Source organism: Bacillus sp. TH50 (assembly GCF_016650565.1).
Taxonomy (GTDB): domain Bacteria; phylum Bacillota; class Bacilli; order Bacillales; family Bacillaceae_G; genus Bacillus_A; species Bacillus_A mycoides.
The window spans coordinates 1444260-1465820 of record NZ_JAEKFM010000003.1 but is presented as its reverse complement, the minus strand read 5'-3'; the positions used below and the strand labels follow the sequence as shown (position 1 = coordinate 1465820).

Sequence of the window (21561 nt, the reverse complement as noted above, 5' to 3'; positions counted from 1 at the left end):
CATGAGAGGAGGACTACATGTGCTTGAACAAGGTTTATTAGTAACGGCTGGGGTAGCATTTTTAATTTCTGTTGCCCTTTCGCCATTATTTATTCCATTTTTAAGAAAGTTAAAGTTCGGACAGAGTATTCGTGACGAAGGACCGAAGTCACACCAAAAGAAATCAGGGACACCAACGATGGGTGGTATTGTCATATATGTATCTATGATGGTGACTACGCTTATTATGGCGATTAAATTTAACAATTTAGGTGCAGAAGTATCATTGTTATTATTAGTTACATTTGGGTACGGATTAATCGGATTTTTAGATGACTACATAAAAGTAGTAAAGAAAAGAAATCTTGGTTTAACATCAAAACAAAAATTGATTGGTCAGCTTGTAATTGCTATTGCGTTCTTTTTAATTGGAAAAGGGCAAGCATTTCACACGTATATCATGATTCCAGGAACTGATGTTAAATTTGAATTAGGCTGGGCGTATTTTGTTCTCGTATTATTTATGCTTATTGGTGGATCAAATGCGGTTAATTTAACAGATGGTTTAGATGGTTTATTATCAGGAACAGCTGCTATTGCATTCGGAGCATTTAGTATTATTGCTGTAGCTCAAGAACAATTTGGGGTAGCGATTTTCTGTATGGCAGTCGTAGGAGCTGTACTTGGCTTTTTAGTATTCAATGCGAATCCAGCGAAAGTATTTATGGGGGATACTGGTTCTCTAGCTTTAGGTGGTGCTATCGCAGCTGTAGCGATTTTGTTAAAACAAGAATTGTTACTCGTTATTATTGGCGGTGTATTCGTAGCGGAAACTTTATCTGTTATTATCCAAGTTATTTCGTTCAAAACAACAGGAAAGCGTGTCTTTAAAATGAGTCCATTACATCATCATTATGAATTATGTGGTTGGTCAGAGTGGCGCGTTGTTGTAACGTTTTGGTCTGTAGGATTTTTATTAGCTGTGCTAGGAATTTATATCGGGGTGTGGATGTAATTGAAAACTGTAACTGAATATCAAAATAAAAATGTTCTTGTATTAGGTATTGCTAAAAGTGGTTATGCAGCAGCTACTTTATTAAAAAAGTTAGGGGCAAACGTCATTGTAAATGATGGGAAACCATTAGCGGGTAATGTGCTTGCAGCTGAGTTACAAGCGGAAGGAATGGATGTTGTATGTGGTGGACATCCATTAGAATTGCTGGAGAGAAACATTTCACTTGTCGTAAAAAATCCAGGAATTCCATATTCTAATCCACTCTTAGTGGCGGCGAAAGAAAAACAAATTCCAATTGTAACTGAGGTTGAATTAGCATATTCCATTTCAGCAGCACCGTTTGTTGGGATTACGGGATCTAACGGTAAAACAACAACGACAATGTTAACGTTTGAAATGTTAAAAGAAGGACAAAAGCACCCAGTTATTGCGGGGAATATAGGTACTGTAGCTTGTGAAGTTGCACAATTGGCGAAGGAAAATGAAGTTGTCGTTACGGAACTTTCATCGTTTCAATTGATGGGAGTGGAATCGTTCCAACCAAAAATTGCAGCCTTTTTAAATTTATTTGAAGCGCATTTAGATTATCACGGGACGAAGAAAGAGTATGGTTTGGCGAAAGCGAATATTTTCAAAAACCAAACTGAAGCAGATTATAGTATAATTAACGCAGATGATGCAGATGTCATGGCGTTATCGGCATATAGTAAAGGACAGAAAGTATTATTTTCGACGACGAAAGAAATTGAAGATGGTGCGTATATAAAAGATAACGCTCTTTATTTTAAAGGCGAAAAAGTAGTTAAAGTAAGTGATATTGTTTTACCTGGTAAGCACAATTTAGAAAATATTTTAGCAGCAATGAGTATTGCTAAATTACTAGGTGTTTCTAATGAAGCAATTACTGCTGTGTTAAAAAGTTTTACAGGTGTAAAACATCGCTTAGAATATGTAACAACGATTAATAATCGTAAATTTTATAATGATTCAAAAGCGACGAATATGCTAGCGACAGAAAAAGCATTATCTGCATTTACACAACCGATTGTATTATTGGCTGGTGGACTTGATCGTGGTAATGAATTTGATGATTTAATTCCATATTTTAAACATGTCAAAGCGATTGTGACATTTGGACAAACTGCACCAAAATTAGTAAGAGCGGCAGAAAAAGCAGGATTAGATGTAATTGAAAGTGTCGATACTTTAGATGATGCAGTAGTGAAAGCTTATGCTCATTCTACCGATGGTGATGTAATTCTTCTTTCACCAGCATGTGCAAGCTGGGATCAATTTAAAACATTTGAAGAAAGAGGAGACATTTTTATACAAGCTGTGCATAAACTTATATAAAGTAAATCAAAACATCAGTAGGCTAACACCTACTGATGTTTTGTTACATAGGGCAAAGGTTCTGCCCAAAGAGGTGGTGTTCATGGGTAATGAAGAAAACGCCTGATTTTATTCTCATCATCGTTACACTTGCGTTGTTAACAATCGGAATGATTATGGTTTATAGTGCGAGTGCGGTTTGGGCCTCTTATAAAATGGGGGATTCATTCTTTTTTGCAAAAAGACAATTGTTATTTGCGAGTCTTGGGGTAGTAGCTATGTTTTTTCTGATGAAAATTGATTATTGGGTATGGCGTACGTATTCAAAAGTAATTTTACTAGTTTGTTTCGTTCTTCTTATTCTCGTTCTTATTCCTGGAGTAGGTCTCGTTCGTGGAGGGGCGCGAAGTTGGATTGGAATCGGGGCATTTTCTATCCAACCGTCAGAGTTTATGAAATTCGCGATGATTATTTTCTTAGCAAAATTTTTAGCGGAACGACAAAAATTAATTACATCTTTTAAACGAGGTTTACTACCGGCTCTTAGTTTTGTATTTCTTGCTTTTGGGATAATTATGTTACAGCCAGATCTTGGTACGGGAACGGTAATGATTGGGACATGTATTATTATGATATTTATTTCGGGAGCAAGGGTCTTTCACTTTGCAATGTTTGGTTTGCTTGGTGCAGCGGGATTTGTAGGGTTAATTGCATCAGCGCCATATCGAATGAAACGCATCACATCATATTTAGATCCGTGGTCGGATCCGCTCGGAAGTGGATTTCAAATTATCCAATCGTTACTCGCAATTGGACCTGGTGGTTTATTTGGGCTTGGACTTGGACAAAGTAGACAAAAATTTCTTTATTTACCTGAACCACAAACAGACTTTATATTTGCAATCTTATCTGAGGAATTAGGTTTTATTGGTGGTTCATTTGTGTTATTATTATTTAGTCTATTATTATGGCGTGGGATTCGTATAGCATTAGGAGCGCCAGATTTATATGGTACGTTTTTAGCAGTAGGTATTGTGGCGATGATTGCGATTCAAGTAATGATTAATGTTGGTGTTGTAACAGGACTGATGCCTGTTACCGGTATTACTTTGCCATTTTTAAGTTATGGTGGATCAAGTTTGACCTTAATGTTAATGGCAGTAGGTGTATTATTGAATATAAGTCGCCATTCTCGCTATTAAACCCTGTTTAAAAGACAGGGTTTTTCGTGTGTGTGTGAAAATACAATATGTATATAGAAATAAATACGATTGAATAAGAACAGGGAAGTGGAGGAATCAGTAGTGCGAGTATTAGTAAGTGGTGGGGGTACTGGAGGACATATTTATCCAGCTCTTGCTTTAATTAGAGAAATAAAAAAACTAAATCCGGAAGCAAGATTTTTATACATTGGTACAGAGAATGGATTAGAGAGTACCATCGTACCGAAAGCGGGTATTCCGTTCCAATCTATTGTTATAAGTGGATTTAAACGAAAAATATCTCTTGATAATGTAAAAACCGTGATGCGTTTCCTAAAAGGTGTTCAAGATAGTAAACGATATATTCGTCGTTTTAACCCTGATATTGTGATTGGTACGGGTGGATACGTATGTGGGCCAGTTGTATATGCTGCGGCTAAATTAGGTATTCCGACTATTGTCCATGAACAAAATAGTGTACCTGGTGTAACGAATAAATTTTTAAGTCGTTATGTCGATAAAGTTGCAGTTTGTTTTGAAGCAGCGGCAGAACATTTTCCACAGTCAAAAGTGGTTATGACAGGTAATCCACGTGCATCAGAAGTAATGGACCAAAATGGAATGAAAGGAAAACGTTCGGTAGGACTATCCCTTTCTAAAAAATCCGTGCTTATTTTTGGTGGGAGCCGCGGGGCTAGACCGATTAACGATGCTTTTGTAGAAGCGATTGAACAATTTGGGAATAAAAGTTACGAAGTATTATATGTAACAGGCGAAGTACATTATGATAAAGTTATGGAAGCCGTGAAACAAAAAGGGAATCCGAATAATGTTATTATTAAACCTTTTATTCATAATATGCCAGAGGTACTGACGGGTGTAGATCTTGTTGTTTCAAGGGCAGGGGCTACAACGCTTGCAGAATTAACAGCGTTAGGAAAGCCGAGTGTATTAATTCCAAGTCCGTACGTAACAAATAACCATCAAGAAAAAAATGCACGATCAGTTGTTGATAAAGGAGCAGCTAAAATGCTACTTGAAAAAGATTTAACATCTGAAACGCTTATTCGTGACATTGATGAGATTTTATTGGATACACAAACATTACAAAATATGAAACTGGCTACTAAGCAACTTGGTATTCCAGATGCAGCAAATAAGCTATATGAAGTAATGAACAAGCTTATTAAAAAATAACATTAGGTGAACGCCCCGCATATTACTGTAATAAGGAGACTTGATATGGGGGAGATTGTCTATGGAACAATTAGTAAAAGAGCTTTTAGAAGCAAATGTTGGTCGCGTGTTAGTTAATGAACCGTTAGCGCGTTACACGACTATGAAAATAGGCGGACCAGCTGATATTTTAATTGTACCAAAGCATGTTGCTGGTATTGAGAAGACTCTAGAGTTAGTAAAGAAGTACAAGACAAGGTGGACTGCAATTGGTCGTGGTTCAAATCTTCTCGTATCTGATCAAGGTATAGAAGGTGTGGTTATTCGTTTAGGAGAAGGATTAGACCATTTAGAAGTCGAAAAACATAGAGTAAGAGTCGGTGCTGGATATCCCCTTATTAAATTGTCAACTTTACTTAGTCGACAGGGATTAGCGGGCCTGGAATTTGCAAGTGGTATTCCAGGAAGTGTTGGCGGTGCAGTGTATATGAATGCAGGCGCTCATAAGTCCGACATATCGAGTGTATTAACGAAAGCTCGTATTTTGTTTGACAATGGAACAATTAATTGGTTGACGAATACCGAAATGGGCTTTTCTTATCGCACATCTGTATTGCAAATGAAACGCCCTGGTATTGTTTTGGAAGCTGAATTCCAATTGGAGGTAGGCGAACGCGAGGGAATTGTAAGAAGCATGCAAAAGAATAAAGAGTATCGCCGTGAAACGCAGCCTTGGAATCACCCTTGTGCAGGAAGTATATTTCGAAATCCAGTCCCCTATTTTGCAGGAGATTTAATAGAAAAATCAGGGCTTCGTGGTTATACAATAGGTGGAGCTCAAATTTCTGAAATGCATGGGAATTTTATTGTTAATACTGGTGTGGCCTCAGCGCAAGATGTATTAGACTTAATCGCATTGGTAAAGCGTACAATTAAAGATAAATTTGGTGTTGATATGCATACAGAAGTAGAAATAATTGGAAGATAACGGTTGTTCGTTCCGCTCATTATCATTTATGTTATAATAAGAAGATAAGAACGGCATGAGGAACATGCCGTTCTTTATGTTACATAGGGGGATCGTACATGAAAAATAGTAAAGTGATTAAACTACAAGATCGTGTACCAAAATTAAAGAATCAAAATAAAAAAAATAAGAAACCTGTTAATCATCGGTTAATTTTATACATATCGATTTTATTTTTATTAGTACTCTTTTTAATTTATTTTCGGTCTCCGCTTAGTAATATAAAAAAGATAAGTGTCTTTGGAAATCATTATATGACAGATGAACAAGTTATGAAGGAATCAGGTGTGACATATGATACGAGTTATTTCCGAGTAACAGCACATAAAGCAGAAGAAAACTTAACGAAACGAAAAGAAATTAAAGAGGTAAATGTAAAAAAACGTTTCCCAAACAAAATTGATGTTCATATCGAAGAATATTTAACAATTGGCTATATAAACAAAGATGGGAAATTACAACCGTTATTAGAAAATGGGAAAACACTCGATGTACTTCCGAACGGAAAGCTTCCAGTTGCAGCACCAATTTTTGAACCATTTAAAGAGGAAAAAATGAAGGAATTAATTGCAGAACTAGAAAAATTAACGCCAACTATTTTAAGGTCTATTTCTGAAATCCGTTATACACCAACGAACGCAAATGAAGATCATCTTACTTTATATATGAATGAAGGATATGAAGTGAGCACCACTATTCAAAATTTCGCAAAGCGAATGGAAGCTTATCCACTTATTTTAAAAACAATTGAACCTGGTAAGAAGGTTTTAATTGACTTAGAAGTGGGTGCATATACGAAGGAACTAGGTGCTGAAGAAAAGAAAGAATAGAATGATAGTTTTTACTGCGTTATTACGTATGAAATGAAACAAACGTTCTTTTATATGGATGCTAATTTGCAAGAATGCTTAATTTGATGAAAAAAATGTAAATTTTCTTAGATTCATACTAGGATTGGTACAAGTTTCACTTTTCTACAAGTACATCTTAGTGTAGACTTATACTTGGCGGTAATCTTTACACTTGAAATATAATTATTTCAAGATAGAGCAGTTATTCACAGGTTACTGCGATATTCTTAAATGAATGTTAAATAAAAATAAGAAAAATATAGGGTTAAAAAAGGGAAACGTACAAAGACGTTGAATATTTTTCTTATAAATAGTAAAGTTGCGATTGTTGTTCCATATATTGAGTTGTATGGTATAAATAAAGAAGGAGGTGCCAAAGAATGAACAGCAATGAAATATATGTTAGTCTTGACATCGGTACATCCAATGTTAAAGTCATCATTGGTGAAATGGTTAATGATAGCTTAAACATTATTGGTGTTGGAAACGTAAAATCAAATGGTTTGAAAAAGGGATCGATAGTTGATATAGATGAAACTGTTCGATCAATTAAAAAAGCAATTGAACAAGCTGAGCGCATGGTGGGTATCCACATTGAGCAAGTTGTAGTAGGTGTCAATGCAAACCAGGTACAGTTGCTCCCGTGTCACGGAGTAGTCGCTGTTTCAAATGAAGATCGTGAAATCGGGAATGAAGATGTCTTACGCGTTCTAGATGCAGCGCAAGTTGTGTCAATTGCTCCTGAACGTGAATTTATTGATGTGGTACCTCGACAGTTCATTGTAGACGGTCTTGACGAGATTAACGATCCACGCGGGATGATCGGTGTAAGATTAGAAATGGAAGGTACACTTATTACAGGCTCGAGAACTTTACTACATAACCTACTTCGTTGTGTAGAAAAAGCAGGTCTTGAAATTGTTGATATTTGTCTGCAACCTTTAGCGGCAGCGACAGTTGCGTTATCTTCGGATGAAAGAAATAGAGGGGTAGCCCTTGTTGATATGGGCGGAGGATCTACAACCTTATCTATTTTTAAAGATGGAGAGTTGCAAGCAACGAGCGTATTGCCATTAGGTGGAGATCATATAACGAAGGATATAGCGATTGGGCTGAAAACTTCAACAGAAAATGCAGATCAAATTAAGCTGAAATATGGACATGCTTTTTATGATACAGCATCTGAAGAAGAGATGTTTACGGTTCCTATTATGGGAAGCGATCAAACAGAACAATATTCTCAGTTGGAATTATCGGATATAATAGAGGCTCGTGTAGAGGAAATTTTAATGTTTGTTCAAGATGAAGTGCATAAGTTAGGAGTAAAGCAAGCTGCTTCTGGATATGTACTAACTGGTGGGATAGCTTCTATGCCGGGTGTTCTTGATCTTGCATACGATATTTTACATGAAAATGTTCGTATAGCAACTCCTGATTATATTGGTGTTCGTGAGCCTCAATATACAAGTGGAGTTGGATTAATTAAACATTCTTATCAAAAAGCTAAATTACGTGGGAAAAATGTGCAGGAAAAGCAAGAACATTTTGAACCAGTACCAGCACCAATGCCGGTACAACAGCAACCTGCGAAACAAAAAACTCGTAATCAAAACAATACTAATCAAAATGATGACCGCATGATGTCAAAAGTAAAACGTGCATTCCGTTATTTATGGGATTAAAATTGGACACGAAAAATGAGGTTCTAGGGGGATTTCGACATGTTAGAGTTTGATACTACTCAAGATCAATTAGCGAATATAAAAGTTATCGGTGTCGGCGGTGGCGGAAACAACGCTGTAAACCGTATGATTGAACACGGTGTACAAGGTGTAGACTTTATCGCTGTGAATACTGATGCACAAGCATTAAATCTATCAAAAGCTGAAACGAAAATGCAAATTGGTGGAAAATTAACGCGTGGACTTGGTGCAGGCGCAAACCCTGAAGTAGGGAAAAAAGCTGCAGAAGAAAGTAAAGAACAGATTCAAGAAGCGCTTCGTGGCGCGGATATGGTCTTCGTAACTGCTGGTATGGGCGGCGGAACTGGAACTGGTGCAGCTCCAGTTGTTGCTCAAGTTGCAAAAGAACTAGGCGCGTTAACAGTTGGTGTTGTAACACGTCCATTTACATTTGAAGGGCGTAAACGTGCAACTCAAGCTGCATCTGGTATTGCGTCATTTAAAGAAAATGTAGATACACTTATCGTAATTCCAAATGATCGCTTATTAGAGATTGTTGATAAAAATACGCCAATGTTAGAAGCGTTCCGTGAAGCAGATAACGTATTACGTCAAGGTGTTCAAGGTATTTCTGATTTAATTGCTACACCAGGTCTAATTAACTTAGACTTTGCAGACGTAAAAACAATTATGTCTAATAGAGGTTCTGCTTTAATGGGTATCGGTTCTGGTAATGGTGAAAATCGTGCTGCGGAAGCTGCGAAAAAAGCGATTTCTAGTCCATTACTAGAAACATCTATTGATGGAGCTCAAGGTGTTATTATGAACATTACGGGTGGCGCAAACTTAAGTTTATATGAAGTACAAGAAGCAGCAGACATTGTAGCTTCAGCTTCGGATCCAGAAGTAAATATGATCTTCGGTTCTGTTATTAATGAAGGATTAAAAGATGATATCGTTGTCACTGTAATTGCAACTGGTTTTGATGATAGTGCTTCGACACAACCACCAAAACCAATTATCCGTCCGACTGCGAATCACACACAACAGCAACAACAACCAGTAGCTCAACCTTCAAAACAACGTGAAGTTAAGCGTGAAATGAAACGTGAAGAGCCGGTTGTGCATGATCGTCATACAGATTCAGATGACATCGATATTCCAGCATTCTTACGTAACCGTCGTAGACGATAAAAGAAAAGGAGCTTTCATGCTCCTTTTTTTTGTTGTCTAAATGGAAAAGATCTGCTAAGCAGATCTTTTTTCAGGCTGTGGAGAAAGCCTTCTCCACAGCCTATTTTTGTGTCTGAACCTCTTTTTATGTGTCAACACTGATAAAAAAGAGGAAAAGGAGAGATTTCTTATGATGGGTGCTTTAAAAAATCATCGCGACGAGCGTGTATCTGTTTCTGTAGAAGAATTGGTTCCACAAGATCATTTCCTTCGTGCGATTGAAGCGACAATTAGTTTTGATTTTATTGAGGAGAAGTTACGCCCTTATTATTGTGAAAACAATGGCCGTCCGTCAATCCATCCTATCGTTTTATTTAAGATGATGTTTATTGGATATTTTTATGGTATTCGTTCTGAGCGTCAATTGGAAAAGGAGATTAAAACGAACATTGCCTACCGTTGGTTTTTAGGGTTCTCTCTATCAGATACAATTCCAGATCATTCTACAATCAGTTGGAATCGCCGTACTCGTTTCGTTCATACAAATATTTTCGAAGAAATTTTTGATGAGATTGTGAGACAAGCGACGGAGCGCCGTATGGTAGGAGGACGTGCGTTGATGACAGATTCCACACACATTAAGGCCAATGCCAATAAAAATAAATTTGTACATAAATATAAAAAAGAAAAGGCAAAGTTCTATATAGATGAACTAGAAGCTGCGGTAATCGAAGATCGTGAGGCGCACGGAAAAAAGAATTAAAACCTAGAAAGGAAAGTGATACCCCTACTAAAAAACTCGGATAAGTACAACGGATCCAGATAGTGGATTTTTAATGAGAGATGGAAAACCGAACGGTTTTCATTTTTTAGATCATCGTACGACTGATGCGAAGTACAATATTATTACAGATACCTATATAACGGCTGGAAATATGGCAGATTCCGAGCCGTATTTAGCACGTCTACAAGCTCAAGTTGATAAATTCGGGTTTGAAGTGGAAGCTGTAGCTCTTGATGCAGGCTATTTTACAGGATATATCTGTAAGAAGTTATCAGAAAGAAATATATTTATGGTGATGGGGTATCGCCGATTTGGAAAGAGAAATAAAGAAGTACCGAAAAGCCAATTTAAATATGTAGAAGAAATGAATGCATTTGCTTGTCCGATGGGATGTATTTTAGAATATGCGACAACGGATCGCGAAGGATATCGTCAATATAAATCGAATCCAGAAGACTGCGCTGTTTGTCCGCTACGTGAGGTATGCTTTTCAAAGAAACAAAAACAAAAAGTTATCACCCATCATATATGGGAGAAATATAAAGATATCGCTAGAAAAAACAAACTAACAGCTACAGGGAAAAAGTTGTATAAAGTACGATGTTCAACTATAGAGCGAAGCTTTGCGGATGCAAAAGAACTACATGGCTATCGATATGCTCGGTTTCGAGGGCTGAAATCTGTCCAAATGCAGGCTTACCTCACCGCCGCTTGTCAAAACATGAAAAAAATAGCCCTCCATCTAACCAAAAAGGGGTTGGTGGAGGGCTATTTTTCTAAATTCTACTATTTTTTGTTGTTTTCTTTCGCTAAAATCAAAAAAGATTCCAGAGTGTTGGGAACCCTAAAGGGTTTCCCAACACTCTGGGAAAAGATCTGCTAAGCAGATCTTTTTTTTATTTTGCATATGGAGAGCCCAGTCCTATTTTTAAACCATAAGCTGTGATAAATAAATTGAAACTTTAATTAGTCGGGGGTGTTCATCCAAAAATGATTGTTAGCCCGACGCCCACTTAACTTCTGTACTTTTTTATAGCTGAATTTTGAGGCAGGGTCTTACTGCCCGCAAATAGCAAGATAAACTTTGTATATATATAATTCAATTATTATGTATACAAGTAAAAAATTTATATTATTCTATGAAAAATACACTTTTATTTTTTACCGACAGATTATGTCTAGAAAACACAAAATAACAAAAAAATCCCTCCACCAATTGACACACTTTCCTATTGGATATGCATTATACTAGTCTCAACTTAAAAAAAGAGGTGAATTGTTTGGTTGTTTACGCCGACATCGTTTGGTTGTTAAACGCCTGCATTGATTTTCTTTTACTTTTATTAACAGCCACCGTGTTAAAAAAGAGAATCAAAAGATGGAGGCTTGTGTTAGGGGCATTTATAGGTTCAACTATTGTTATTTTCGCCTTTACGCCTTTTGCTTCTATGATGACACATCCAATTATGAAACTATTGTACTCGTTACTTATTGTGTATACAGCATTTGGGTTTTCGACATTTAGAAATTATACACAAACTGTTTTTACTTTCTATTTTGTAACCTTTATGGTTGGTGGAGGATTAATTGGAACGCATTACTTTTTGCAAACGAACGAAATGGTAAATGGATTAGTTCAATCTAAATCAGTTTCTTACGGTGATCCAATTAGTTGGGTATTTGTTATTTTTGGTTTTCCAGTAATTTATTATTTTTCTAAAAAGCGTATAGAAAGCGTAGAGGTCACAAAGATACACTATGATCAAATCGTGAAAGTGGAAATTCAATTAGCTGGAGAGGAACTAGAATTAGCAGGTCTAATTGATAGTGGGAACCAACTTTATGACCCGTTAACGAAAACACCCGTTATGATTATGCATATTTCATCATTAGAACATTTTTTGCCAGCTTGGTTAACAGAACAAATTTATTCCAAAACAGAAATTCCTCAAATACCAGAAAATGATTCTGGATGGGCGACGAAACTACGTTTAATTCCTTTCCGAGCAGTAGGAGTAGAGAATCAATTTTTATGGGCAATTAAGCCAGATTGTGTGCGAGTTTATCATGAAGGTAGTTCGGTTGTTGTAAACAAAGTACTGATTGGATTAAATACACAACAATTATCTACTAATGGTGAGTATCAATGCATTGTACATCCGAAAATGTTGATTTCGCAAAAGATGGTAATTGCTTAATTATGAGAGGCGGGATAATATGGTGAAATTTAAATTTTATTTGGTATACCTTTGGTATAAAGTATTGCTGAAATTAGGAATTAAGACCGATGAAATTTATTATATTGGTGGAAGTGAAGCGTTGCCACCGCCGTTAACGAAAGAAGAAGAGGCAGTTCTTTTGAATAAATTACCAAATGGAGATCAAGCTGCGAGGTCGATGCTTATTGAACGTAACCTAAGGCTTGTTGTATATATAGCAAGAAAATTTGAAAATACAGGGATTAATATTGAGGATTTGATTAGTATAGGAACAATTGGTCTTATTAAGGCAGTGAATACATTTAATCCAGAAAAGAAAATTAAATTAGCAACATATGCATCTCGTTGTATAGAAAATGAAATTTTAATGCATTTGCGTCGAAATAATAAAAATCGTTCGGAAGTTTCTTTTGATGAACCGCTTAACATTGATTGGGACGGAAATGAACTGTTACTATCAGATGTTTTAGGTACAGATGATGACATTATTACAAAAGATTTAGAAGCTACTGTAGATCGTCATCTTTTAATGAAAGCATTGCATCAATTAAATGACCGTGAAAAACAAATTATGGAGCTTCGGTTTGGACTCGCTGGTGGCGAAGAGAAGACACAAAAAGATGTGGCTGATATGCTTGGAATTTCACAGTCTTATATTTCTCGTTTGGAAAAAAGAATTATAAAAAGATTACGAAAAGAATTTAATAAAATGGTGTGAAGAATAAGACCAGTCGGTATCTAGACTGGTCTTATTCTTTTTTTGTGCATTAGGAAATATGATATTTGTGAAAAATGATGGAAAAACCGTATGCATAAAATCCCCTTCAAAGGAAATACTTTACACTGTACAGCAACTCCCGATAGGAGGGAACACTTTGACGAGAAACAAAGTAGAAATTTGCGGTGTTGATACAGCTAAACTTCCAGTACTAAAAAATGAAGAGATGCGTAAATTATTTCGTGAAATGCAAAGTGGAGAGATAAGCGCCAGAGAGAAATTAGTGAATGGAAACTTACGTCTTGTGCTGAGCGTCATCCAAAGATTTAATAACAGAGGAGAATATGTTGATGATTTATTTCAAGTTGGTTGCATTGGACTTATGAAATCCATTGATAACTTTGATTTAGGCCAAAATGTAAAGTTTTCAACGTATGCTGTGCCGATGATTATTGGAGAAATACGCAGATATTTGCGTGATAACAATCCAATTCGTGTATCTCGCTCATTACGAGATATTGCGTATAAAGCGTTGCAAGTAAGAGAAAAATTGATTGCTGAAAATTCAAAAGAACCAACAGCAATGGATATTGCGAAAGTTCTTGAAGTGACACATGAAGAGATTGTTTTTGCACTAGATGCGATTCAAGATCCGGTTTCATTATTTGAACCGATTTATAACGATGGAGGAGATCCTATCTTTGTTATGGATCAATTAAAGGATGAAAAACAAAAGGACGAGCAGTGGGTTGAAGAACTGGCGTTGAAAGAAGGAATGAAGCGTTTAAATGATCGTGAAAAAATGATTATTCGAAAACGTTTCTTTCAAGGAAAGACACAGATGGAAGTTGCCGAAGAAATTGGGATTTCTCAAGCGCAAGTATCACGTTTGGAGAAGTCTGCTATTAAGCAAATGAATAAGACGATTCAAGGATAAGGTCCTCACCAGTTATGGTGAGGTCTTTTTTATATATAATATTTTGCGCTCATAGTAGATTGGGTAGGTTCATATAATGAAAATAAAATGGATGTTCTATTAGTAGCGGTTATATACTGTTTATCCGCTTCGAAATTAGGCTGAAGTAAAAAGTTAGATGGAAGCGGGACTGCCCGTAAAAGTCCGATTGGCATGGGTTAATAATCAGTAGGGATGGGGATAATCCCACTGATTAAGGTTTCACTTTATTTGAGAGCGTACTTACGATTCATGATATAAGGGAGAGGATGAATATGATACGGATTTCGGAGTTTCAAATGAAGGATGTTGTAAATGTTTCAGATGGAAAGAGGCTTGGGAATATTGGAGATATTGATATTGATATAGACACAGGAAAGATTAGGGCGGTTATTATTTCTAAGCAGGCACGAATGCTTGGACTCTTTGGGAAGGAAGTAGAATTTGTGATTCCTTGGGAGCAAATTATGAAAATTGGAGAAGATGTCATACTTGTAAAAGTAGATCATGTTAATTCTGTAACAGAATCAATACAAACACCGACAATTTCATAAAGAATATTACAAATTCCTCTTTTTTTTCTGTTGTCATTATGAAAAAATAAAAGTATGGTAAAATAGACAGGAAGTACCATACTTTTTTCTGTTATTTTAATTAAAAGGAGTCGCTTTATGAGAGAACCATTTAAATATGCGGACGGTATACTGTATTTACAAGCGTGGAAAGAACTTGGAAACATTACTGTTGGATTTACGACAAAAGATGGTGGAGTAAGTACAGGCTCCTTTCATGCGATGAATTTAGGATTACATGTGAATGATATCGTGGAGAATGTTCATGAAAACAGACGCATTTTAGCTAATAAGTTACAAAAACCATTAGAAAAATGGATTTGCTCTGAACAAGTTCATGACCATTATGTTGAGAAAGTAGGACTGCAAGAAAAAGGGAAAGGCGTTTATTCATATGAAGACGGTATTCCAAAAACGGATGGCATTTATACGACTAACAAAGATGTTCTCTTAACATCTTGTTACGCTGATTGTGTTCCGCTCTATTTTTATGCACCATCACATGATATGATAGGACTTGCGCATGCTGGGTGGAAAGGGACTGTAACAGAGATTGCGAAAGAAATGATTCAAAAGTGGAATGCAGAAGGTGTTTCAAGTGATGAAATTCATGTCGCAATTGGTCCTGCAATCGGATCATGTTGTTATGTTGTTGATGATCGTGTATTAACAGCAGCACAGCAAGTAGTAAACGGATCTGTTCCTCATAAAGTAATTTCTGATGGTCAGTATGCAATTAATTTAAAAGAAGTTAATCGTATATTATGTGTACAAGCAGGCATAAAAGAAGAACATATTGTAATGTCATCTCTTTGTACAAGCTGTGAAGAACAATTATTTTTCTCTCATCGTCGTGATCAAGGTAAGACGGGGAGAATGTTGAGTTTCATAGGTTTTAAGGAGGAGTGAAGTAAGTGACAGTGCAAGGGAATTTAGCAGATGTAAACGAAGTAATTAAAGAATCTTGTGTACGAGCTGGACGTTCGATGAAAGATATTAAGCTCGTTGCAGTTACAAAAACTGTAGGGATTGAAAAAACAAGCGAAGTAATTGAAACAGGAATTATTGATTTAGGTGAAAATAGAAATGAAGGTTTCTTACAAAAATACGAGCATTTCGGTTCAAAAGTGAATTGGCATTTTATTGGATCATTGCAAACGAGAAAAGTAAAAGAAATCATTAATGAGATTGATTATTTACATTCATTAGATCGTCTTTCGCTTGCAAAAGAAATTCAAAAACGTGCTGATAAGAAAGTTAAATGCTTTATTCAAGTGAAAACATCATCTGAAGAATCAAAGCAAGGATTGGCGATAGAAGAAACAATTTCTTTTATTCAAAGTTTGCAAGAATTGGATAAGATTGAAGTGGTAGGATTAATGACAATGGCTCCGTTTACAGGAGAAGAGGAAGAGATTCGTCGCTGCTTTAAGGAATTGCGCATGCTACAAACAGAGGTGCAGGAGCTAGAATTATTACATGCACCATGTAAAGAATTATCAATGGGAATGTCAAATGATTACACGATTGCAATTGAGGAAGGCGCTACATATATTCGTTTGGGAACGGTTTTAGTAGGAAAAGCGTAGGAGGAAGGAGAAAGTTATTATGAGTTGGTCAAAAGTAAAATACTTCTTTTTTGACACACCGGAAGAAAAAGAAGCAGCTCAATATAGTTATGAAAAGGAGCAAACAGACATGAAAAAGCAACAAGATCCCCCAGAACAACAAGATGTTCCGTTTGCGAAAGTGCAACCGAAGCAAAATGTAGTGAGTATTGAAACAGCGAAGCAATCTTCAAAAGTTGTTTTACTAGAACCACGTACATATTCGGAAGCGCAAGGCATTTCGGATCACTTAAAAGGTAGACGAGCTGTTGTAATTAATTTGCAAAGAATGTCTACAGATCAAGCTGTACGTATCGTTGACTTTTTAAGTGGTACTGTATACGCTATAGGCGGGGATATTCAAAAAATAGGCCCGAAAACATTTATGTGTACACCTGAAAATGTTGATATCGTTGGTGCGATTTCAGAGTTATTCGGTGAAGAAGAAGAGACAAATATAAAGAGGTGGTAATACGCCATGACAACAGTTTTAACAGTGTTACTTACTGCTATCGAGATTTACTCGTGGGCACTAATTATTTACATTCTCCTATCATGGTTTCCTGGCGCAAAGGAATCAGCTTTTGGAGATTTTCTTGCGCGTATTTGCGAACCGTATTTAGAGCCGTTTAGGAGGTTTATTCCACCATTTGGTATGATTGATATTTCTCCACTTGTTGCTATTGTTGCCTTGAAACTTGCTAGAGGTGGTTTAGTGAGTTTATTCAACTATTTTTTATAGTGTGAGGTTAAATACATGAGCATCTATGAGCATTTTAGACCTGATGAAGAGGTCTTTGTGGATAAAGTATTAGAGTGGAAACAGGCTGCTGAGTACCATCAAGTCAAGTTAACAGATTTTCTTGATCCAAGACAGCAACAAATTGTTTCTATGGTAATTGGGCAAGGAGATGTAGCTGTACGGTTTGATGGTGCGATGCCTGAAGCCGAACGGAAAAGAGCAATAATTTATCCAGATTATCTAGAATTAAATGAAGAGGAATTTCAAGTAGAAGTATTAGAAATTGACTATCCTTCCAAGTTTTTTACGCTAGAACATAGGCAAATATTAGGTGCATTCATGTCGCTTGGTTTAACAAGGGAAAAATGTGGTGATATTTTGCTTCAAGAAGACCGTGCCCAAATTGCAGTTGCCAAAGAAGTTGTATCGTATATTGAAATGAACTTACAATCAATAGGGAAAATGAAAGTCACACTCTCTCCTATACAAGTAGAGAAAATTTTGCGTGTAGGTGAAAAATGGGGAGAAAAATCTGGGACTGTTTCGTCACTTCGTCTAGATGTTTTATTAGCTGAAATGCTACATATATCTAGGCAGAAGGTACAGCCTCTTATAAAAGGTGGCTTAGTAAAAGTCAATTGGAAAACAGTAGAGCAAACTTCGTATGAATGTTTTCCGGGGGATGTTTTCTCGGTTAGAGGGTATGGACGAAGTAAATTATTTTCTGTAGAAGGTAAAACGAAGCGCGACAAATGGAGAGTTTTGTATGGTATACTAAAATGATTGGTTTTTTAGAAGGAAATTCTCTTATTTTGTCGAAGAAAAGATATAATTGAAAGAGGAAATTTAGATAACTACTTGGAGGTGGCGTTGTGCCGTTAACACCATTAGATATTCATAACAAAGAATTTGGTCGCGGGTTTCGTGGCTACGATGAAGATCAAGTAAATGAGTTTCTTGATCAGATCATCAAAGATTATGAATTAGTCATTCGTGAGAAAAAAGCTTTAGAAGAAAAGGTTGCACAATTAGAAGGAAAGTTAGATCATTTTTCTAATATTGAAGATACGCTGAACAAATCTATCATTGTCGCACAAGAAGCTGCTGAAGAAGTGAAGCGTAATGCACAAAAAGAAGCAAAATTAATTGTACGTGAAGCAGAAAAAAATGCAGATCGTATCATTAATGAAGCGTTAGTGAAATCAAGAAAAGTTGCTTTTGATATTGAAGAGTTGAAGAAACAAGCGAAAGTATTCCGAACTCGTTTCCGTATGTTATTAGAAACACAACTTGAAATGTTAAACAACGATGATTGGGATAAACTAATTGAATTAGAAGACGAAGTGGACGAACTGTTGAAAAAAGAAGAAACAGTGTAAGCTTGACGTTTTTCTCATTATTACATATAATTTTAAACAGCATATTTATTAAGAAAAACGAAGATAGGGATAAGTACCTTTTTCATACCTTATATAGCGAACTGAGGATGGTGTAAGCTCAGGATAAGGAGATAATGGGAATATCACCCTGGAGTTCCGCGCTGAACAAATTTAGTAAGCGTAGGCGTATATTCGCGTTAAGAATATAAAGAGGACCTTATGCATTTGTATATGGTCTACTAGGGTGGTACCGCGGGAGACTTTCTCGTCCCTTTTTGGGGATGAGAGGTCTCTTTTTTATTCCCTTTTTTAAGGTCTGTCGTTTATATATTTAAGGAGGAATTGAGCATGGAGTACAAAAATACATTACTAATGCCAAAAACAGAATTCCCGATGCGTGGGAATTTACCAAAACGTGAGCCTGCAATGCAAGAAAAATGGGCTGAAATGAATATTTATGAAAAGGTACAAGAACATACGAAAGGCCGTCCTTTATTTGTACTACATGATGGACCTCCATATGCAAATGGTGACATCCATATGGGACACGCACTAAATAAAGTGTTAAAAGACTTTATTGTTCGTTTTAAATCAATGACTGGATACTGTGCACCATATGTACCAGGTTGGGATACACACGGTTTACCAATTGAGCAAGCTTTAACAAATAAAGGTGTAAAGCGTAAAGAAATGACAGTTGCTGAGTTCCGTAAGTTATGTGCAGAGTATGCATATGAGCAAGTGGAACGTCAACGTGAACAATTTAAGCGTTTAGGTGTACGTGCAGATTGGGATAATCCATATATTACTTTAGAGCCAGCTTATGAAGCACAACAAATTAAAGTGTTTGGTGACATGGCGAAAAAAGGTTATATCTATAAAGGACAAAAACCAGTTTACTGGTCTCCAACAAGTGAATCAGCTTTAGCAGAAGCTGAAATTGAATATCAAGATAAAAAATCAGCATCTATTTACGTAGCATTCCCTGTAAAAGATGGAAAGAACGTATTAGAAGGTGATGAGAAATACATTATTTGGACAACAACGCCTTGGACGTTACCTGCAAACTTAGGTATTTCTGTTCACCCAGAACTTGAATATGCTATTGTGAAAGTAAATGATGAGAAATATATCATCGCTTCTGAACTATTTGAGACAGTTGCAAAAACGTTAGAGTGGGAAAATGCTGAAGTTGTGAAAACGGTAAAAGGTAGCGAACTTGAGTATACAGTTGCAAAACATCCATTCTACGATCGTGACTCATTAGTTATGCTAGGAGAGCACGTAACAACAGATGCAGGTACAGGTTGTGTTCATACAGCACCAGGACACGGGGAAGATGACTTCGTTGTTGGTAAAAAGTATGGCTTAGAAGTACTTTGCCCAGTTGATGATAAAGGTGTATTAACAAATGAAGCACCTGGATTTGAAGGCTTATTCTATGATAAAGCTAACAAGCCAATTACGGAAAAATTAGAAGAAGTAGGCGCGTTACTGAAACTAACATTCATTACGCATTCATACCCACATGATTGGAGAACGAAAAAACCAATTATTTTCCGTGCGACAGCGCAGTGGTTTGCATCTATTGAAGCGTTCCGTAAAGAATTATTAGAAGCTGTTGCGGAAACAAAATGGGTACCAGCATGGGGAGAAACTCGTCTTCATAATATGGTTCGTGACCGTGGTGACTGGTGTATTTCTCGTCAGCGTGCATGGGGTGTGCCAATTCCTGTATTCTATGCAGAAAATGGTGATCCAATTATTACAGATGAAACAATTAATCATGTAGCAGATTTATTCCGTGAGCACGGTTCTAACGTATGGTTCGAGCGTGAAGCGAAAGATTTATTACCAGAAGGATTTACACATACAGGTAGCCCAAATGGTGAATTCCGTAAAGAAACAGACATCATGGATGTATGGTTCGATTCAGGTTCTTCTCACCAAGCGGTATTAGAAGAGCGCGAAGACTTACAACGTCCAGCTGATTTATATTTAGAAGGATCTGACCAGTATCGTGGTTGGTTTAACTCTTCATTATCAACAGCAGTTGCTGTAACTGGTAAAGCTCCGTATAAAGGCGTACTAAGCCATGGTTTCGTACTAGATGGTGACGGACGTAAAATGAGTAAGTCGATTGGAAACATCGTCGTACCGAAGAAAATTATGGATCAATTAGGCGGAGACATTTTACGCTTATGGGTATCTTCTGTTGACTATCAATCTGATGTACGTATTTCAGATGATATTTTAAAACAAGTAGCAGAAGTGTATCGTAAAATCCGTAACACATTCCGTTTCTTATTAGGAAACTTAGATGATTTTAATCCAAGTGAAAATACAGTAGCGGTAGCTGAACTTCGTGAAGTAGATCGTTACATGTTAGTGAAGTTAAATGACTTAATTACAAAAGTAAAAGATGCATATGAAACATATGACTTTGCTGCTGTATATCATGCAATTCACAACTTCTGTACAATTGATCTAAGTTCATTCTACTTAGACTTTGCAAAAGACATTTTATACATTGAAGGTGCAGATCACGCGGATCGTCGTGCAATTCAAACTGTATTATATGATGTTCTTGTTGCATTAACGAAACTTGTAACGCCAATCTTACCGCATACAGCTGATGAAGTATGGCCATATGTTCCTGGTGCAGAAGAAGAAAGCGTACAGTTAACTAATATGCCAGAAGCTACAGAAGTAGAGGGTTCAGAAGCGTTAAGAGCAAAATGGGATGCATTTATGACATTACGTGATGACGTTTTAAAAGCGTTAGAAGTAGCTCGTAATGAGAAAGTAATTGGTAAGTCATTAAATGCGAGCATTACGCTATATCCGACTGCAGAAATGAAGGCTATGTTAGAGTCTATTAGCGAAGACTTAAAGCAATTATTCATCGTCTCTGAGTATAAACTTGGTGGTACAATTGAAGAAGCACCAACAGATGCACCAAAGTATGAGCATACAGCTGTAGTTGTAGCGCAGGCGACAGGTGAGACGTGTGAACGTTGTTGGGTTGTTTCAGAAACAATTGGTAAAGATGCAGAACATGAAACATTATGTGAGCGTTGTGCAACGGTTGTTAAAGAAAATTATGTAAAATAATGAAAAAAAGCTGACTGCTCATAATAGCAGTCAG

Annotated in this window: 19 protein-coding genes, 1 pseudogene and 1 other annotated feature; all 20 genes and pseudogenes read left to right on the top strand. The window is 36.6% G+C overall.

Annotated elements, in window-relative coordinates; all coding sequences use genetic code 11:
* Positions 1-19: 19 nt before the first annotated feature.
* The 20 genes and pseudogenes from mraY (at position 20) to ileS2 (ending at position 21527) form a co-directional block, all read left to right on the top strand.
* Positions 20-994 (top strand): phospho-N-acetylmuramoyl-pentapeptide-transferase, encoded by a 975-nt coding sequence (gene mraY, locus JFU23_RS07460; RefSeq protein ID WP_002014738.1) that lies wholly within the window; start codon positions 20-22, stop codon positions 992-994.
* Entirely contained in the window at positions 995-2347 is a 1353-nt protein-coding gene (gene murD, locus JFU23_RS07455) for a UDP-N-acetylmuramoyl-L-alanine--D-glutamate ligase (RefSeq protein ID WP_002142942.1), read from the top strand. It abuts the gene before it with no gap.
* A gap of 89 nt (positions 2348-2436) precedes the next feature.
* On the top strand, positions 2437-3528 hold the full coding sequence (gene spoVE / locus JFU23_RS07450) for a stage V sporulation protein E (RefSeq protein ID WP_002014736.1): 1092 nt from the start codon (positions 2437-2439) through the stop codon (positions 3526-3528).
* 102 nt (positions 3529-3630) lie between these two features.
* Positions 3631-4725, top strand: a complete 1095-nt coding sequence (gene murG, locus JFU23_RS07445; protein ID WP_002088269.1) for an undecaprenyldiphospho-muramoylpentapeptide beta-N-acetylglucosaminyltransferase — start codon at positions 3631-3633, stop codon at positions 4723-4725.
* A 61-nt stretch (positions 4726-4786) separates the two neighbouring features.
* Positions 4787-5692: a UDP-N-acetylmuramate dehydrogenase gene (gene murB / locus JFU23_RS07440; protein ID WP_002033752.1), complete on the top strand. Its 906-nt coding sequence runs from the start codon at positions 4787-4789 to the stop codon at positions 5690-5692.
* Positions 5693-5790: 98 nt separating this feature from the next.
* Positions 5791-6561, top strand: coding sequence for a cell division protein DivIB (divIB, locus tag JFU23_RS07435; RefSeq protein ID WP_002014733.1), 771 nt, complete (start codon positions 5791-5793; stop codon positions 6559-6561).
* Between the two features lie 401 nt (positions 6562-6962).
* Positions 6963-8264 (top strand): cell division protein FtsA, encoded by a 1302-nt coding sequence (gene ftsA, locus JFU23_RS07430; RefSeq protein ID WP_002014731.1) that lies wholly within the window; start codon positions 6963-6965, stop codon positions 8262-8264.
* 39 nt (positions 8265-8303) lie between these two features.
* Complete coding sequence (gene ftsZ / locus JFU23_RS07425; RefSeq protein WP_002014730.1) at positions 8304-9458, top strand: cell division protein FtsZ; 1155 nt, start codon at positions 8304-8306, stop codon at positions 9456-9458.
* Positions 9459-9627: 169 nt separating this feature from the next.
* Positions 9628-10996 (top strand): annotated as a pseudogene (locus JFU23_RS07420) (IS1182 family transposase); the annotation flags it as partial.
* A 505-nt stretch (positions 10997-11501) separates the two neighbouring features.
* Entirely contained in the window at positions 11502-12419 is a 918-nt protein-coding gene (gene spoIIGA / locus JFU23_RS07415) for a sigma-E processing peptidase SpoIIGA (protein WP_033709394.1), read from the top strand.
* A 19-nt stretch (positions 12420-12438) separates the two neighbouring features.
* Complete coding sequence (gene sigE, locus JFU23_RS07410; protein ID WP_002128857.1) at positions 12439-13158, top strand: RNA polymerase sporulation sigma factor SigE; 720 nt, start codon at positions 12439-12441, stop codon at positions 13156-13158.
* 157 nt (positions 13159-13315) lie between these two features.
* The gene (gene sigG / locus JFU23_RS07405; RefSeq protein WP_002014725.1) at positions 13316-14095 is read left to right on the top strand and encodes an RNA polymerase sporulation sigma factor SigG; all 780 of its coding nucleotides are present in this window, start codon (positions 13316-13318) and stop codon (positions 14093-14095) included.
* Between the two features lie 293 nt (positions 14096-14388).
* Positions 14389-14667, top strand: coding sequence for a YlmC/YmxH family sporulation protein (locus JFU23_RS07400; RefSeq protein ID WP_012261605.1), 279 nt, complete (start codon positions 14389-14391; stop codon positions 14665-14667).
* A gap of 117 nt (positions 14668-14784) precedes the next feature.
* Entirely contained in the window at positions 14785-15594 is an 810-nt protein-coding gene (gene pgeF, locus JFU23_RS07395) for a peptidoglycan editing factor PgeF (RefSeq protein WP_201031690.1), read from the top strand.
* A 5-nt stretch (positions 15595-15599) separates the two neighbouring features.
* The gene (locus JFU23_RS07390) at positions 15600-16274 is read left to right on the top strand and encodes a YggS family pyridoxal phosphate-dependent enzyme (RefSeq protein WP_002033757.1); all 675 of its coding nucleotides are present in this window, start codon (positions 15600-15602) and stop codon (positions 16272-16274) included.
* Between the two features lie 19 nt (positions 16275-16293).
* Positions 16294-16764 (top strand): cell division protein SepF, encoded by a 471-nt coding sequence (locus JFU23_RS07385; RefSeq protein WP_002014721.1) that lies wholly within the window; start codon positions 16294-16296, stop codon positions 16762-16764.
* A gap of 6 nt (positions 16765-16770) precedes the next feature.
* Positions 16771-17034: a YggT family protein gene (locus JFU23_RS07380; protein WP_002014720.1), complete on the top strand. Its 264-nt coding sequence runs from the start codon at positions 16771-16773 to the stop codon at positions 17032-17034.
* Between the two features lie 15 nt (positions 17035-17049).
* The gene (locus JFU23_RS07375; RefSeq protein ID WP_201031689.1) at positions 17050-17817 is read left to right on the top strand and encodes a YlmH family RNA-binding protein; all 768 of its coding nucleotides are present in this window, start codon (positions 17050-17052) and stop codon (positions 17815-17817) included.
* Between the two features lie 89 nt (positions 17818-17906).
* The gene (divIVA, locus tag JFU23_RS07370; protein ID WP_001131609.1) at positions 17907-18413 is read left to right on the top strand and encodes a septum site-determining protein DivIVA; all 507 of its coding nucleotides are present in this window, start codon (positions 17907-17909) and stop codon (positions 18411-18413) included.
* 51 nt (positions 18414-18464) lie between these two features.
* Positions 18465-18689 (top strand) — a binding site (T-box leader).
* Positions 18690-18761: 72 nt separating this feature from the next.
* Complete coding sequence (gene ileS2, locus JFU23_RS07365; RefSeq protein WP_061689331.1) at positions 18762-21527, top strand: isoleucine--tRNA ligase; 2766 nt, start codon at positions 18762-18764, stop codon at positions 21525-21527.
* The last annotated feature ends 34 nt before the right edge of the window (positions 21528-21561 follow it).